Raw genomic sequence first — 15,703 nt, 5'->3', positions numbered from 1 at the left:
ACCAAGACTCCCGGTTTCAGGTGCTCAAGTCGCGGCTTACGCGGGGGTGGGCGCGCACACCCTCGATCCAGGTGGCGACGCAGAGCGGTACCCCCGGCCGGTAGGCCAGATGTGCCACCGACGGGGCATCCAGCACCTGCAGATCGGCGCGGCCGCCGATGCGGAGCGAGCCCACGGCATCCGGCCCGTGCTCACGGCCGACCGCCCGCGCCGCGCCGCGGGTGGCCGCCCACACCGCCTCGCGCACGGTCAGGCCCATCTGCAGCACCGCCGTGGCCACGCAGAACGGCATCGACGTGGTGTACGAGGTGCCCGGGTTGCAGTTGCTGGCCAGTGCGATGTGCGCGCCCGCATCGAGCAGCCGTCGGGCGGGCGGGAACGGCTGCCGGGTGGACAGGTCGCAGGCCGGAAGCAGGGTGGCCACGGTGTCGGAGCCGGCCAGGGCGTCGATGTCGGCGTCGTCGAGGTGGTTGCAGTGGTCCACGCTGGCGCAGCCGAGCTCCACGGCGAGCCGCACGCCACCGCCGGCGCCGAGCTGGTTGCCGTGCAGGCGGAGGCCCAACCCGGCGGCCCGGCCGGCGAGCAGCACCTCGCGGCACTCGTCGACGTCGAACGCCCCGGTCTCGCAGAACGCGTCGATGAAGTCGACGTGCGGGGCCACCGCCTGAAGCATCGGACCGGTCACCAGGTCGAGGTAGTCGCGCCGGTCGATGCCCGGCGGCACCAGGTGGGCGCCGAGGAAGGTGACGACGTCGGCGACCTCGGCCGCCGCCCTGGCCCCGCGGAGTTCGCTGGCCAGGTCGAGGCCGTAGCCGGTCTTGGTCTCCAGGAAGGTGGTGCCCGAGGCAGCGGCCTCCCGGCGGAGGCGGCGGGCATTGGCGACCAGATCGGCCTCGCTCGCCGCCCGGGTGGCGGCCACCGTGGTGGCAATGCCGCCGGCTGCATATCTCTGCCCGGCCATGCGGGCCTCGAACTCGGCAGCCCGGTCACCGGCGAAAACCAGGTGGGTGTGGGTGTCGACCCAACCGGGGAGCACCGCCCGGCCGTGCACATTCACCTCGCTGTCGGCGGCGGGCGCGTCGGCGGCCGGCCCGATCCAGGCGATGCGGCCGTTCTCGATCACGAGCGCGGCATCCGCCAGCCTGTTGTCGTCATGACTGTCTTGGCTGGACTCGGCGGCTTGGGTGGTGAGCTCTGCGATCCCGGTGATCAGTTCGGCGGTCATCGTCGGGCCTTCCGGTCGGGTGTAGAACGGTGGGAGTCGGGTCGGGCTGAGCGAGGCGGGGTTTCTCGGCGGACCGCGGCCCGGGCATCCGGCCCGATGCAACTGTTCCTGTTCCGGACAATTGTGGCCGGTGCGCCGGTAACAATTGTCCGCATGGGGCACAGAGCCGGGCGCGGGTGGTCATGCGGGGCTCGGGGCGGCGGGGAAGCTGCCTGTGTCGGGGGAGCTGAGGGCGTCGAAGGGATCGAGGGCATCGAGCACCTCGCCGAGGAGCGCCGCGGGCGACCCGTCGAGGGCGAGGGCGGCCGCGGCGGTGCCCACCAAGCGGCCACTGTCGGCGACGATGCGGCCGGCCACGATCACCCGCCGCACGTCACTCGCCGTGGCGGCGAGCACGAGCTGGTCGAGCCGGGCACCGACGGTGCGGATGCTGCGCGCATCGACCTCGACCAGGTCGGCCGGGTCACCCGGGACCAGGCGCGCGCGACCGAGGCCGAGGGCGGCGTAACCGGCGGTGCCGGCGGCCTGCAGCAGCTCCGCCGGGGTGAACCGGCCGCGACAGCCGGAGGCCAGGCGTTCGCCCATCTCCAGGCCGCGCAGCTCCAGGAACGGGTCGATTACGGCGTTCTGATCGGAGCCCAGGGCGACCGGTGAGCCCGCGTCGGCCAGGGCCCGGGCCGGACCGATGCCGTCGCCGAGGTCGGCCTCGGTGCTCGGGCACATCGATACGGTGACACCGTTGGTGCCGAGTAGGCGCACGTCGTCGTCGCTGAGGTGGGTGGCGTGCACCACGCTCAACCGTGGTGTGAGCGCGCCGAGGCCGTCGAGCAGTCCGGTCGGCGTGACCCCGTAGGCGGCCAGGCAGTCAGCGTTCTCTTGCACCTGCTCGGAGAGGTGGATGTGCAGCGGAACGTCGGCCGGCAACCCGGCGAGGATCTCGCGCATGGCCTCCGTCGGGACCGCCCGCACGGAGTGCAGCGCGGCACCGAGGCTGACCAGGGCCGGTTCGGCCAGCCGGGCGGCGGCATCCGCGTCGAGAGTCTCGCGCAGACGCGCCCAGCGGGCCAGCCAGCCGGCGGCCGAACCGTCGCCGAAGGCGCGTTGCTCGGGCCGCAACGGGGTATGGATACCGCCGGCCAGGTAGCTGGTGTCCAGCAGCACCAAGCGGATGCCCACCTCGCGGGCCGCGGTCGCCAGCGCGAGCTCCATGGCGTGGGCCTGCGGGTACGGCGCGCCGCCCGACTGGTGGTGCAGGTAGTGGAATTCGCCGACGGCGGTGTAGCCGCTGACCAGCATCTCGGCGAAAACGGCCCGCGCCAGTCGCAGATAGCGCTCGGGGGTGAGTGCCTGCGCCATGGCGTACATGGACTCACGCCAGTGCCAGAAATCGCCGCCCTGGTCGTGGGTGCGGCCGCGGAGTGCCCGGTGGAAGGCGTGCGAGTGCGCGTTGGCCAGGCCGGGCAGAACAGTGCCGAGGCGGATGTCGCCGGGCTCGACCGGAACACCATCGGCGCGGTCGGTCAGGCGCCCGTCGATGCCGGCGGACAGGCGCACGCCGGCGACCGCGACGCCGTCGACCAGCAGCGCCTCGCACCAGTAGGTGGCGACTCTCGGCAGCGGGCTGCTCGCCGGGGGCGGGGTCACAGCAGCTCCCGCAGCAGGGTGTCTAGGGCTTCGACGCCGGCGAGGCAATCCGCCAGGGTGGCGAATTCCTCGGGGGAGTGCGAGATGCCGGTGGGGTTGCGCACGAACAGCATCGCGGTGGGCAGCCGGGCGGCGAGCACTCCGGCGTCGTGGCCGGCTCCCGTGGCCAGCGCGGGCACGCCGCCGAGCGCGAGGGCCAGGCGGGCGGCCAGCTCCGGGTCGAAGGTGACGGTGCCGGTCCAGGACTCCTCGACCACGGTCGCGGCGCAGCCGGAGTGCGGGGCCTGCAGCCGGGCGGTGATGTCGGCGACCACGGCGCGGGCCTGGTCGTCGGTGTCCGCGCGGGCGTCCAGCCAGGCGGTGACGACGGAGGGGATCACGTTGGTGCCGCCGGGTATCGCCTCGATGCGGCCGACGGTGGCTCGGGCCCCCGGGTTGGCCAGGGCGGCCTGCTGCACCGCGACGATGGCGTGTGCCGCGGCCACCATGGGGTCGCGGCGGCCGGTCATCGGGGTGGCGCCGGCATGGTTGCCCTGGCCGGTGAAACTCAGCCGCCAGCGCCCGTGGGCGAGGATGGAGGAGGCCACCGCGACGGGTTCACCGAGGTCGATCAGGCGCCGGCCCTGCTCCACATGCAGTTCCAGGAATATACCGATGCGGTCGAGGGCGGCCTGGTCTCGGCCCAGGTGTGCAGGATTGAGCCCGGCCGTTTTCGCCGCCTCGGCGAGGGTGATTCCCGCCCGATCGGTCAGGGCACGGGCCGTATCGGCGTCGATCGCGCCGGAGAGCAGCCGGGAACCGAGGCAGGCCACCCCGAATCTCGAGCCCTCCTCCTCGGCGAACACCAGCACGGCGCAGGGCCGGCTCGGCACGAAACCGGCGGCCTGCAGTCGGGCGACGGCGTCGAGGGCGGAGACCACGCCGAGCGGGCCGTCGTAGCCGCCGCCGCCGGGCACCGAGTCGAGGTGGCTGCCGACCACCACGGCATCCGCGCCAGGTTCGCCCCACCACGCCCAGGTGTTGCCGTTGCGGTCTGTCTCCACAGCCAGCCCGAGCCGCTCGGCACGTTCGGTGAACCAGGCCCGCAGCTCGTGTTCGGCCGGCTCCCAGAGGTGCCGGGAGTAGCCGGCGGCACGCCGGTCCCTGCCGGTGTCGGCGATCTCGTCGAGGCCGGCCAGCAGGCCGTGCGCGATGAGGTCAGGCATGCGGCGCATCCGCGACCGAGCCGGCGGGTGCATCCGTCTCCCACATCGGCACCCGCAGGCCGCGTTCGCGGGCCACCTCTTCGGCGCGTTCGTAGCCGGCGTCGACGTGGCGCATGACGCCGGTGCCCGGGTCGTTGGTGAGTACCCGTTCGATCTTCTCGGCGGCCAGCGGGGTGCCGTCGGCCACGATCACCTGGCCGGCGTGGATGCTGCGGCCGATGCCGACCCCGCCGCCGTGGTGGATCGAGACCCAGGTGGCGCCGGACGCGGTGTTCAGCAGGGCGTTCAGCAGCGGCCAGTCGGCGATGGCGTCTGAGCCGTCTTTCATGGCCTCGGTCTCCCGGTAGGGCGAGGCGACCGAGCCGGAATCGAGGTGATCACGGCCGATCACGATCGGGGCGGAGAGTTCGCCGGAGGCGACCATCTGATTGAACTTGAGGCCGGCCAGGTGGCGTTCCTGGTAGCCGAGCCAACAGATGCGGGCGGGCAGGCCCTCGAAGCGCACCTTCTCGCCGGCGGCGGTGATCCAGCGACGCAGGTGCTCGTCGTGCGGAAACAGGTCCACGATCGCCTTGTCGGTGGCCGCGATGTCGGCCGGGTCGCCGGAGAGCGCCGCCCAGCGGAACGGGCCCTTGCCCTCGGCGAAGAGCGGCCGGATGTAGGCGGGCACGAAGCCGGGGAACTCGAACGCCCGCTCGCAGCCACCGAGCAGCGCCTCGGCGCGGATGGAGTTGCCATAGTCGAAGACCTCGGCTCCGGCATCCTGAAAATCGACCATCGCCTGCACCTGCTTGGCCATCGCGGCGCGGGCCCGGTCGGTGAACTCTTCGGGTTTGTCGGCGGCGTAGGCGTGCCAGTCGGCGACGCTGACGCCTTCGGGCAGGTACGCGAGCGGGTCGTGTGCGCTGGTCTGGTCGGTGACGATATCGATGGCTACCTCGCGGGCGCGGAGCTCGGCGAACACCGTGGCGGCGTTGCCGACCAGGCCCACCGACAGTGGCCGGCGATCGGCCTTCGCCGCCAGCACCCGGGCGATGGCGTCGTCGATGTCGTCGGTCATCTCGTCGAGGTAGCCGCGCTCGACCCGGCGCTCGAGCCGGGACGGGTCGACGTCGACGATGAGCACGACGCCCTCGTTGAGGGTGACCGCCATCGGCTGGGCGCCGCCCATGCCGCCGGCGCCGCCGGTGAGGGTGAGGGTGCCGGCCAGGGTGCCGTTGAACCTCTTGGCGGCCACGGCGGCGAAGGTCTCGTAAGTGCCCTGCAGGATGCCCTGGGTGCCGATGTAGATCCAGGATCCGGCGGTCATCTGGCCGTACATGGTGAGGCCCAGGGCCTCGAGCCTGCGGAACTCCGGCCAGGTGGCCCAATCGCCGACGAGGTTGGAGTTGGCGATCAGCACCCGGGGCGCCCACTCGTGGGTACGGAACACGCCCACCGGCTTGCCCGACTGCACGAGCAGGGTCTCATCCTTCTCCAGCGTGGTGAGGGTGCGCACGATGGCGTCATACGCCGCCCAGTTGCGGGCAGCCTTGCCGGTGCCGCCGTAGACCACCAGCTTCTCCGGGTGCTCGGCGACCTCGGGGTCGAGGTTGTTCATCAGCATCCGCAGCGGGCCCTCGGTCTGCCAGCTCTTGGCGGTGAGGGTGTTGCCGGGGGCGGCGCGCACGACGCGCGGGGCGTGCGGGTCGGTGGGCGGCGCATCCGCGGCTGCTGGCGCCGTGCTGTCGGTCAGGTCGGTCATGAGCGGGTCTGCTTTCTCGAGAGCTGAGCGTGCGGATGCGGTTAGTACAGCGAGCCGGTCATGGTCTGGGCGGCGTCGAGTAGGGCGCCGCTGCGTGCGGATGCGGCGACCGACTCGATTTCGGGGGAGAGGAACCGGTCGGGGCCGGGGCCGGCAACGCCCCGGCGCACCTCGGCCAGCACGGCACCGGTCGCGGGCCCGGGCTTCAGCGGCGCGCGCAGGTCGAGGGCGCGGCTCGCGGTCATGATCTCGATGCCGAGCACCCGGGCGAGGCCGTCGATGCCGGTGCGGAGCTTGCGGGCGGCGTGCCAGCCCATGGATACGTGGTCCTCCTGCATGGCCGAGGAGGGGATCGAGTCGACCGAGGCCGGCACGGCGAGGCGCTTGAGCTCGGAGACGATGCCGGCGGCGGTGTACTGGGCGATCATCAGGCCGGAGTCGACCCCCACGTCGTGGGCGAGGAAGGCCGGGAGACCGTTGTTGCGGGCCGGATCGAGCATCCGGTCGGTGCGGCGCTCGGACATGCTCGCCACGTCCGCGACGGCGATGGCGAGGAAGTCGAGCACGTAGGCGACCGGGGCGCCGTGGAAGTTGCCGTTGGACTCGACACGGCCGTCGAGAGTGACGACGGGGTTGTCGATCGCTGAGGCCAGTTCGCGGTCGGCGATGCGGCCCGCGTGCTCAACGGTGTCCCGGGCGGCGCCGTGCACCTGCGGGGCGCAGCGCAGCGAGTACGCGTCCTGCACCCGGGTGCACTCCGGAGTCTGGTGGCTGGCCACGATCGGCGAGCCGGCGAGCAGGTGGCGGAGGTTCTCGGCGGAGGCCTGCTGGCCCAGCTGTGGGCGGAGGCCGGCGAGGTCGGCGGCGAAGACGGCGTCGGAGCCGAGCAGGGCCTCGATGCTCATCGCGGCGGCCACGTCGGCGGTGGAGAACAGGGTCTGCAGGTCGTGCAGGGCCAGGCTGAGCTGGCCGAGCATGCCATCCGTGCCGTTGATCAGGGCCAGGCCCTCCTTCTCGGCCAGGAGCACCGGCTCGAGGCCGGCGGCGGCCAGGGCGTCGGCGGCGGGCAGCTCAGTACCGGCGCGGTCGCGCACGGTGCCCTCGCCCATCAGCGTCAGGGCGCAGTGCGCCAGCGGGGCCAGGTCGCCCGAGCAGCCGAGCGAGCCGTATTCGCGCACGATCGGGGTGATGCCGGCGTTGAGCAGGCCGGCATACGCCTCCGCGGTCGACAGACGGATGCCGGTGCGCCCGGTGAGCAGGGTGGACAGGCGCAACAACATCAGGGCGCGCACGGTCTCCCGTTCCACCTCGGGGCCGGAGCCGGCCGCGTGTGAGCGCACCAGGCTCTGCTGCAGCCGGGTGCGATCGGCGGCGTCGATGAAGGTGGTGGCCAGGGCGCCGAAGCCCGTGGAGATGCCGTAGTGCGGCGCCGTGTCGGTGGCGAGCACCTCGATAGTGGCCCGGCTGGCGGCCACGGCGGCGCGGGCGTCATCGCCGAGCAGCACCGGGGCGTCGTGGCGGGCGACGGCCACGACATCCGCCACGGAGACCGGGCCGGTGCCCACTGTGACGGGGGCCGGGGTGATGTTGGTGGCGGGCAGGACGGTGTCGACGGTGTGCATGTTGTCCATCTGACTCCTGCCCGGTCCTCGGCGCACGGGGTTCAGCCGACTTGGTGTCTCGGATACGAGACACTTGCCGGATCACCACAGCGGGCTAGGGTGGCGCGTGAACGGGTCCTCGGGTGGGCCGGTCGTCGACCCACAGGAGGTACCGGATGCTGTCGACCGACCTGATCACGGATGCGTTCGGCCGTGTGCAGGGGGCTGTGCACGCCGCCCTCGTCGGAGCCGGCCCCGAGCTGCTGGGGTACCGGGCCGACCACGAGGCGAACACCATCGCGTGGCTGGTCTGGCACCTCACCCGGGTGCAAGACAACCACGTGGCCGATCTCATGGGCGAGCCCCAACTGTGGACGTCGGCGGGCTGGCAGAAACGGTTCGACCTCCCCTTCGCGCCGACGGCGACCGGCTACGGCCAGGGTTCGACCGAGGTGGCCGCGGTGCGGGCCGGTGCTGACCTGCTGCAGGGTTACTTCGACGCGGTGCACGAACGCACCCTCGGCTACCTGGCCACCCTGCACGAGGACGATTTCAGTCGTATCGTCGACACCCGCTGGACCCCGCCGGTGACCCTGGCGGTGCGGCTGGTCAGCGTGATCGCCGACGATCTGCAGCACGCCGGCCAGGCCGCGTACGTGCGCGGGTTGGCGCAGCGGGCGGGCCTGCTCTGAGCCGGGCCTGCCGTGCCTGCCTGCCTTGCCTGCCGCGAGAGCGGCCGCGTGGCTGCGTGTGGCCGCGGAGGTGACCGTTCGACCGCTCTCGCGAGAGGGATCGCCCGGCTAGGCTCGGTGTCAGCACCTCGACACTGGAGAGCCCGTGGCCCACTCGTATCCGCTGTATGTGAACGTGCTGGCGCAGTGCTTCTGCTGCCAGTCGCTGCAGCCGTTCCACTTCACCTCGGCGACCGACCAGGTCGTGTGCGGCCATTGCCTGCGCCACCTCGGGCCCGAAAAGGCCGAGCAGCGCGACGCCGACCACATCAAACTGTGGCTGGGGCAGTTCGCCGCGCAGCAAGAGACCCTTCAGGAGCTTGACGCGACGACCACCGCGACGATCGCCGAGCGGGACGCCGAGATTGCGGCGTTGGCCGCCCAGGTCGCCGACCTCACCGGCATCGTGGCCGGCCGCTTCGACCGCGGGCCCGACGCGGGCCTGCGCGGCCTGCTCGAGACCGAGGTGCTCAAGCGCGCCGAGCGCAAGGCCGAGCTCGGCCAGCGCCGAACGGATGCGGCCATGGCCGTGCTCTGGGAGATCGACAGCCTGCATCGGGTGACGCCCGCCGACCCACGGCACTGCGGATGCGGCAGGTCGGCCGCCGCCTGCCCCGAGACCCGGGCGCTGGGATCGATTCGCCAGGCGCTGGGCGACTGGGAGAGCAAGAACCGCAAGCTGCACGCCGCCGGCCAGCGGCACGCGCTGCCCGCGAGGCATCCCGACCTGACCTGACGCGCTGCGCATCCACCCTGACCGCACCAGCACCAGCAGACAACTGTTCCCGGTGCGGACATTTGCGGCCGGTGTGCCGGGCGCAGATGTCCGAATCGGGCACTGATGTGGCGCTGGACTAGCGGGCGACCGAGGACTGGCCGGGGTCGGGGGCGCCCAGGGCCGACGAACCGGGGCTCGGCGTGAGGCCCAGGCGGCGCACGATCTCGGCGGCCTCCTCGGCGGGCTTCCGGCCGGCATCGATGGTGATCGCGTTCTCGTCGGGCTCCGGCGGCTCGAGCGCGTCCACCTGCGAGTCGAGCAGCGAGGTGGGCATGTAGTGGTCGTGCCGGGTGGCCAGGCGGCGCCCGATCAGGTCTTTCGACCCGCTCAGGTGCACAAAGATCACGTTGTGCTCGCGCAGCACGTCGCGGTAGCGGCGCTTGAGCGCCGAACAGGTGATGATGCCGGGCACGCCCGCCATGGAGTGCTCGATGATCCACGAGGAGATCGTGTCGAGCCACGGCGCGCGGTCTTCATCGTTGAGAGGCTCGCCAGAGGACATCTTGTCGATGTTCTCCTGCGGGTGCAGGTCGTCGCCCTCTTCGAGGTCCCAGCCGAGCTGGCCGGCGAGGATTCCCGCCACGGTGGACTTGCCGGATCCGGAGATTCCCATGATCACGAGCACGGGTTGCTGATTCTCGAACATGGCTAGATCACGACGTTCAGGAGGAGGACGCCGGCCAGGCCGGTGACGGAGATAAGGCACTCCATGACCGTCCAGGTCTTCAGGGTCTGCGGAACGCTGGTGCCGAGGTACTCCTTGACCAGCCAGAAGCCCGCGTCGTTGACGTGCGAGAGGAACAGCGAACCGGCGCCGATGGCGAGCACCATGAGCGACACATCGGTGGAACTCAGGCTCGCGGCGACCGGGGCGAGGATGCCGGCGGCCGTGACCGTGGCGACGGTGGCCGAGCCGGTGGCAACGCGCACCAGCGCGGCGACGACCCAGGCCAGCAGCAGCACCGAAACGCTCGACCCGTTCACCGCGTCGGCGATGACGGTTCCGATGCCGGTGTCGATGAGTACCTGCTTGAACCCACCGCCGGCGCCGACGATGAGCAGGATGCCGGCGATCGGGGGAAGCGAGTCAGCGAGCGACTTCGAGACCGCAGCGCGGTCCATGCCGCCGCCGCGACCGAACACGATCATGGCGTAGATCACGGCGATGCCGAGCGCGATCATCGGGGTGCCGAGGAAGTCCAGGGCGGCGTTGAGCGGGTCAGTGGAGTTGGGGTTGATGGCGTCGGCGATCGAGCGGGCGAGCATCAGCACTACCGGCAGCAGGATGCCCGAGACGGTGGCGATGAAGCTCGGGCGCTTGACGTTCTCCTCGAGGCCCTGGTCGGCGGCGGTGATGAACATCTCGGGAACGGGTACCTTGACCCAGCGGGCAGCGAACTTGCTGAATAGCGGGCCGGAGATGATCACCGTGGGAATGGCGATGAGCACGCCGATGGCCAGGGTGAGGCCGAGATTGGCGTTCAGGGTGGTGACGGCCACGAGCGGTCCGGGGTGCGGCGGCACCAGGCCGTGCATGACCGACAGGCCGGCCAGCGCCGGGATGGCGATGCGGATGAGCGACTGGCCACTGCGCCGGGCGACCAGGATGATCACGGGGATCAGCAGCACGAGGCCGACCTCGAAGAACATCGGCAGGCCGATGAGGCCACCGATCAGGGCCATGGTCCACGGCAGGGTGCGCACGCTCGAGCGGCTGACCAGCGCGTCGACGATGCGGTCCGCTCCGCCGGAGTCGGCCAGCAGCTTGCCGAACATGGCGCCGAAGCCCACGAGCACGCCCACGCCGGCCATGGTGGAGCCGAAGCCCGCACCGAAGCTGGTGACCGCGGCGTTGGGGGCCATGCCGGCGCCTACGCCCACGCCGACGGCGCCGATGGAGAGGGCCAGGAACGGGTGCACCTTGAGCCAGGTGATCAAGACGATGATCACGGCGACGCCGATGATCGCCGCGAGAATGAGTTGAAGGGTGCTGCCGGCGGGAACCACTGGTTCCACCGCCTGAATCGCGCGGGTCACATTCATCTCGAGAATCCGTTCCGAGGCCGCGTCCCTGCGACCCCTTCGTCATGTGGTGAACACGCACGTCTCCCTCATGTCGCCGGATGCGGCATAGTGAAGGAGGAAGTACGTAATCTGATTAATCTGATTAATCGGATTTATGAAGTGTTACACAACGACGGTGATCTGGTCAACAACACCGTACGGGCAGAGTTCGATGACGCAGGCTGGAACAGATCGGTGCGACGAGGTCGCGTCGGGGGAGTGAGGGTGTGACAGTGACTGCAATAGCCGAAGAAACGTGGCGGGACCGGGGATTGCACGCCCGGGTGGTGAACGCGCTCGGTCAGGAGATCGTCGACGGCACCTACCAGACGGGCGACATCCTCAATCTTGACACGCTGAGCGAACGCTTCGCCGTGTCGCGCTCCGTGCTGCGGGAGGCCCTGCGGGTCTTGCAGTCGGTGGGCATGGTGGAGCCCCGCCAGCGGGTGGGCACCCAGGTGCTCGCCCGTCGGTCGTGGGACCTGTTCAGCCCGCAGATCATCCAGTGGCGCGGCCAGGGCGACTACTTCGCCCAGATGCGCGAGATGCTCGAGGTACGCCTGGGCATCGAACCCGTGGCCGCACGGCTGAGCGCCCGACTGATGGCGCCCGAGGAACGGGAGGCCGTCGCCCGGGCCGCGGCCGTCATGGTGCAGGCCGACCAGGCGCAAGACGGCCGGCGTTTCCTCGAGGCCGACGTCGAGTTCCACACCCTGATCCTGCAGGGCTCGGGTAACGCGGTGATGGGTCACTTCGCGAGCACCGTGGCGGCCCTCTTGCGCACCCGGGAGCAGGAGAAGCGCTTCACGATCACCGAGTACACCCCGGCATCCGCCCATCGGCACAACGACCTGGCCGCGGCCATTGCGGCGGGCGACGAGGATGCCGCATACGCCTCCGCCTATGCCACCCTCGAGGCCACCCTCACCGAGTTCGTGCAGGAGTCGGCCGACGTCAACAGCACCGCCGGTTAGAAGCCGGCCGGCTCAGAGCCGGGCGAGCCGGTCGATGTCCTCGAGAAACTCGGCGGCGACCTGCGCCGAGACCGTGGTGCGGGTGCCGCGGATGCCGGCCAGATAGTCCTGGGTGCCCGGCCCGCCGGGCACGGACTCGTCGGCGCCCGCGGAGAGGGCATCCTCCAGGGCCTGCTGGGAAGCCCGCCGGGCGGCGTATTCGATGTCGGCTGGGGAGAAGCCGTCGCTGGCCGCGACGAGGGCCGCGAGGTCGACGGTGCCGGCCACCGCCGGGGGAATGTAGCGCTCCCAGATGGCCTGCCGGGCGGCGGCATCCGGCAACCCGATCGGCACCACGTAGTCGAATCGGCCGTGCCGTAGGAACGCCGAGTCGAGGGTGCGGATGAAGTTGGTGGCGCAGACGAGCAGCCGCCCGGGCCGCTCGCGAAACGCCGGGATGAGCTTGAGCAGCTCGTTGGTCACGCCCTGCAGCGGCGAGGGCGGTTCGCCACCACGCTGGGCGGCGATCTCCTCGACCTCGTCGATGAAGACCACAACGTGGTCGAGGTCGTCGATCTTGTGGAACGTCTCCCGCAGTGCCCCGGCCAGTCCGTGCGGGTCGCTGGCCAGCCGGGAGGGGAACACCTCCACGAACGGCCAGTCCAGCCTGGACGCGATGGCCTTGGCGAAGGTGGTCTTGCCGGTGCCGGGCGGGCCGAAGAGCACCACGGCCTTGGGCGGCACAACGCCGTATTGTTCGGCCATCTCCGGCCGGGCCAGGGGCATCACCAGGCGCCGCTCGAGCAGTTCCTTCTCGCGCACCATGCCACCCACGCTCGCCCACAGGTCCCTCGGCAGGATGCGCCCGCCGAGGTCGGCCAGGGCCCTGATCGACTGGCCCTGCACCGGGATGCGGCGCTCGAAGTAGCTGAGGTGGTTCTTGATTTCGAACCCGCGGTTGAGGAACGCGTCGACCCTGGTGGCGGTCTCCGGCATCAGCGCGGAGAGCTTGGTCAGGCCGTGCGGCGCCATCCGTCGTTCGAGGGCGGCGAGCAGGGCCGAACCGATGCCGTGGCTCTGCCACGGTTTGGTGGTGGCGAGGAACACGATCCAGCCCTGCGCGTGGGCGGCCCGGCCGACCGCGGCGCCGACCACCTCGTCGCCGTGCACGGCCACGACGGCATCGTCCTTCTGGCAGGAGGCGAGCACCTCAGACAGGGCGTAGACAGGGTCGGTGCTGGAGGCGGTGATCTCCTCCCACAGGCGCAGGATGCCGTCGAGATCGTCGGTATGAAAGTCGCGGATACGCCACTCGGTCATCGGGCTCCCTCGGTGTGTGAGGTCACTATGCCACCCTCCCTACCGCGACCCGTGACTCAATCCCCACAAGTTTGCGATTCTTGGGGCTTTCCTCACGGTTCGCGGATGGGCGGGCCCGGCTACTGCAGGCCGTCGACCGAGACCAGGCCGTCGTGGCGGCGGCCGTCGAAGATGATCGTGGGGATCTTCACGGTGGCGATCTTCTCCTCCACGAGGGTCTTGTTGGCGGCGATGATGTCGGTAACCGTGTCCGAAGCGGCCTCGGTCACGACCGCGTCGATCTGGTCGGCGGAGAGGCCGAACTCGCCGAGCCAGTCGACCAGGGTCGCGGTGGCCTCGTCGGAATCCATCGAGTTGATGGTTTCCTGCCACGGCAGGCCGGTTTCGGCCTTTTCGGTGAAGATGCGCTCGAGCACCTGCCAGTCGACGGGGGTCTCGGCGCCGTCCAGCGGGTGCAGCCGCAGGGCCTCGAGGTACTGGGTCACCAGCAGCGAATTGGGGAACTTGTAGCCCTCGGTGCCCGCGATCGGGTAGGCGATGTAGGTGAGGTTGTAGGCCGATTCGAAGCCTGCCTCCTCGATGTTCTGGAACAGTGCCTTGCAGAAGGTGCAGCCGGGGTCGATGACCTCGACGGCGACGGGGTTGGCGGTGTCCTCGGTGAGGTAACTGGCGTTGGCGGGCAGGTAGTCCTCGGCGGTCCAGGTCTGCAGGCGGGCCGGGATGGCCGCGAAGGTCTCGCCGAGGCTGCCGAATTCGTTGCCGAATGCGCCGAGCACGTCGAACTCACCCAGCGACTCCATGAAGCCCGGCGTCTCATCCGGGATCGAGCAGGCCTCGGCGCCCAGGGTGCAGGATGCCGAATCCTGCTTGTTGCAGGTGCCGTAGACGTAGAGGTTGACGGCGCTTTTGACCACGGTGTAACCCGACCAGAGGGTGGTGACCAGAACGAGCACGGCAAGGATCTCGAGGCCGATGCTGGCTGGACGCACGAGCCCCGGCCGGCGCACGGCGATTGGCGCGAGCAGGTGGTCCTTGATGTCCTGCTTGAAGGTGGTGTCGCAGGGCCGGAAGGTGACCCGGCGCCAGGTGCAGTTCCAGGCCTTGCCGACGTAGCGGCGGTACTTGGCCGAGAAGGCGGCCATGACGACCAGGACGATGAATGCGGCGATGCAGAACACTTAGGAGAGGCCTTTCATCAGCCGGGTGAGGGCCTGCGTGGCCGAGTCGATGTCCGACTCGGTCGAGTGCAGGCCGAGGGAGAGGCGCAGCAGCGGGGGTAGCCCGAGCTGTTCCTTCAGGTAGTGGTGGGCGCAGAAGTAGCCGCTGCGCACGGAAATCCGCGAGTGCGAGAGGAACACCGCGAGCCGGTGCGAGTCCTGCGCGGGCGCGTAGAGGCTGATCACCGGGCTGGGCTCGGTGTTCAGCAGTGTGAGTCCGGGGATCTCGGCGAGGCCGTCGTGGAGCCGCCTGGACAGGCCGGTGATGTGCTCGGCGGGGGTGAGCCCGCCGGGGCGGACGTCGCCGAGCCACTCGATCGCCCGGCCGAGCGCGATGATCTCGCCCCAGGCCTGCAGGCCCGGTTCGAGCAGCGCCGCCGGGTCACCCTGAACGAGGTCGAAGTCGTTCTCGCGCACGTCGGAGACCATGCCGCCGCCCACGAAGCCGAGCTCGAGGGAGGTGAGCAGCTCGTGCCGCGCCACGACGACGCCGAGACTTGCGGCGTACATCTTGTGGCCGGAGAAGCAGACCGCATCCGCCTCGGTCTTCTGCAGCAGCGCCCGGCTGTGGCCCATGGCCTGGGCGGCGTCGACGATGACGATGCCGCCGCGGGCGTGGGTGTCCCGCACGAGGTCGGCGAGGTTGCTGAGCTGGCGGCCGTCGATGTTGGACGTGGTGTTGACGACGACGACGGCCTTCTCCAGCTGCGCGGGCTCGTAGAGCAGGGCGCCGTCGGCGGCGCGACCCAGCACCAGGCGGTCGACGCCCAGCCGGCGGGCGGCGGTGATGGTGGGCAGGAACACCGAGTTGTGTTCGACGTGGCTGGTCACGACCCTGGTGAAGCGGCCCAGCGGCAGCTGCTGCAGGAGCAGGTTGAGGCCGTAGGTGGTGTTGAGGGTGAACGACACGGCGTGGCTCTTATTCGAGAGCCCGAGCAGGCCGAGCACGGCCTTGCGGGTGTCGGCCACCGCGGCATCGACCTTCAGGCCCCAGGCGTATTTCACCCGTCCGCCGCAGGCGTTATAGGTCGTGTAGTAGTCGGTGAGGGCGTCGATCACGGGCTGCGGGCGGAGGCTCTGGCAGGCGGCGTCGAGGTAGACCTCACCGGCTTGCAGGTAGCCGAAATCGCCCGATTGACCCGTGTCGAGTCGCTCGGCGGCGGGCCTGCGGAACAGCGTGCTGCGCTTCATAAGGTCTCAACTCCAGGCTCAGCTTAGATT

At 70.6% G+C, this 15,703-nt stretch carries 13 protein-coding genes; 3 read left to right on the top strand and 10 right to left on the bottom strand.

The features are described from left to right. Positions 1 to 16 precede the first annotated feature (16 nt). The 5 genes from hutI to hutH form a co-directional block, all read right to left on the bottom strand. Positions 17 to 1,225 (bottom strand): imidazolonepropionase, encoded by a 1,209-nt coding sequence (hutI, locus tag E3O60_RS11615; protein ID WP_134498150.1) that lies wholly within the window; start codon positions 1,223 to 1,225, stop codon positions 17 to 19. Between the two features lie 180 nt (positions 1,226 to 1,405). Beyond that, positions 1,406 to 2,869, bottom strand: a complete 1,464-nt coding sequence (locus E3O60_RS11610) for a formimidoylglutamate deiminase (protein ID WP_241993252.1) — start codon at positions 2,867 to 2,869, stop codon at positions 1,406 to 1,408. Next, positions 2,866 to 4,074, bottom strand: coding sequence for an allantoate amidohydrolase (locus E3O60_RS11605; protein ID WP_134498148.1), 1,209 nt, complete (start codon positions 4,072 to 4,074; stop codon positions 2,866 to 2,868). Before E3O60_RS11605 ends, E3O60_RS11610 begins: the two co-directional genes overlap by 4 nt. After that, positions 4,067 to 5,818, bottom strand: a complete 1,752-nt coding sequence (gene hutU / locus E3O60_RS11600; RefSeq protein WP_134498146.1) for a urocanate hydratase — start codon at positions 5,816 to 5,818, stop codon at positions 4,067 to 4,069. Before hutU ends, E3O60_RS11605 begins: the two co-directional genes overlap by 8 nt. A gap of 41 nt (positions 5,819 to 5,859) precedes the next feature. Further along, entirely contained in the window at positions 5,860 to 7,449 is a 1,590-nt protein-coding gene (gene hutH, locus E3O60_RS11595) for a histidine ammonia-lyase (RefSeq protein ID WP_241993251.1), read from the bottom strand. 146 nt (positions 7,450 to 7,595) lie between these two features. On the opposite strand from hutH, the gene E3O60_RS11590 reads away from it, so the two are divergent. Then, positions 7,596 to 8,111, top strand: coding sequence for a DUF664 domain-containing protein (locus E3O60_RS11590; protein WP_134498144.1), 516 nt, complete (start codon positions 7,596 to 7,598; stop codon positions 8,109 to 8,111). A gap of 145 nt (positions 8,112 to 8,256) precedes the next feature. Next, on the top strand, positions 8,257 to 8,886 hold the full coding sequence (locus E3O60_RS11585; protein ID WP_134498142.1) for a hypothetical protein: 630 nt from the start codon (positions 8,257 to 8,259) through the stop codon (positions 8,884 to 8,886). A 118-nt stretch (positions 8,887 to 9,004) separates the two neighbouring features. On the opposite strand, the gene E3O60_RS11580 is transcribed toward E3O60_RS11585, so the two are convergent. Both E3O60_RS11580 and E3O60_RS11575 read right to left on the bottom strand, forming a co-directional pair. Continuing rightward, positions 9,005 to 9,574, bottom strand: coding sequence for a gluconokinase (locus tag E3O60_RS11580; protein ID WP_088454825.1), 570 nt, complete (start codon positions 9,572 to 9,574; stop codon positions 9,005 to 9,007). A gap of 2 nt (positions 9,575 to 9,576) precedes the next feature. Next, positions 9,577 to 10,971, bottom strand: coding sequence for a GntP family permease (locus E3O60_RS11575; RefSeq protein ID WP_088454826.1), 1,395 nt, complete (start codon positions 10,969 to 10,971; stop codon positions 9,577 to 9,579). Positions 10,972 to 11,225: 254 nt separating this feature from the next. Between E3O60_RS11575 and E3O60_RS11570 the strand changes: the two genes are divergently transcribed. After that, positions 11,226 to 11,966 (top strand): FadR/GntR family transcriptional regulator, encoded by a 741-nt coding sequence (locus tag E3O60_RS11570; RefSeq protein ID WP_134498140.1) that lies wholly within the window; start codon positions 11,226 to 11,228, stop codon positions 11,964 to 11,966. Between the two features lie 12 nt (positions 11,967 to 11,978). Here E3O60_RS11570 and E3O60_RS11565 read toward each other — a convergent pair whose 3' ends face one another. From E3O60_RS11565 to E3O60_RS11555, 3 genes are all read right to left on the bottom strand, one after another. Continuing rightward, on the bottom strand, positions 11,979 to 13,265 hold the full coding sequence (locus E3O60_RS11565; RefSeq protein ID WP_088454828.1) for an ATP-binding protein: 1,287 nt from the start codon (positions 13,263 to 13,265) through the stop codon (positions 11,979 to 11,981). A gap of 119 nt (positions 13,266 to 13,384) precedes the next feature. Then, positions 13,385 to 14,443, bottom strand: coding sequence for a hypothetical protein (locus E3O60_RS11560; protein WP_088454829.1), 1,059 nt, complete (start codon positions 14,441 to 14,443; stop codon positions 13,385 to 13,387). Next, positions 14,444 to 15,673 carry an aminotransferase class V-fold PLP-dependent enzyme gene (locus E3O60_RS11555; protein WP_134479605.1) on the bottom strand — a complete coding sequence of 410 codons (1,230 nt, stop codon included), beginning with the start codon at positions 15,671 to 15,673 and terminating at the stop codon, positions 14,444 to 14,446. Positions 15,674 to 15,703 lie beyond the last annotated feature (30 nt).

The sequence above is a fragment of the Cryobacterium sp. TMB1-7 genome (genome assembly GCF_004402435.1).
GTDB lineage: Bacteria > Actinomycetota > Actinomycetes > Actinomycetales > Microbacteriaceae > Cryobacterium > Cryobacterium zongtaii.
Note: the sequence above shows the minus strand (reverse complement) of the source record. Positions and strands in the feature narration are given on the sequence as shown.

Bases quoted from the DNA above. Each gene is read 5' to 3' on its own strand.
- hutI (WP_134498150.1), bottom strand. From the start codon at position 1,225: ATGACCGCCGAACTGATCACCGGGATCGCAGAGCTCACCACCCAAGCC.
- E3O60_RS11605 (WP_134498148.1), bottom strand. From the start codon at position 4,074: ATGCCTGACCTCATCGCGCACGGCCTGCTGGCCGGCCTCGACGAGATC.
- hutU (WP_134498146.1), bottom strand. From the start codon at position 5,818: ATGACCGACCTGACCGACAGCACGGCGCCAGCAGCCGCGGATGCGCCG.
- hutH (WP_241993251.1), bottom strand. From the start codon at position 7,449: ATGGACAACATGCACACCGTCGACACCGTCCTGCCCGCCACCAACATC.
- E3O60_RS11590 (WP_134498144.1), top strand. From the start codon at position 7,596: ATGCTGTCGACCGACCTGATCACGGATGCGTTCGGCCGTGTGCAGGGG.
- E3O60_RS11580 (WP_088454825.1), bottom strand. From the start codon at position 9,574: ATGTTCGAGAATCAGCAACCCGTGCTCGTGATCATGGGAATCTCCGGA.
- E3O60_RS11575 (WP_088454826.1), bottom strand. From the start codon at position 10,971: ATGAATGTGACCCGCGCGATTCAGGCGGTGGAACCAGTGGTTCCCGCC.
- E3O60_RS11565 (WP_088454828.1), bottom strand. From the start codon at position 13,265: ATGACCGAGTGGCGTATCCGCGACTTTCATACCGACGATCTCGACGGC.
- E3O60_RS11555 (WP_134479605.1), bottom strand. From the start codon at position 15,673: ATGAAGCGCAGCACGCTGTTCCGCAGGCCCGCCGCCGAGCGACTCGAC.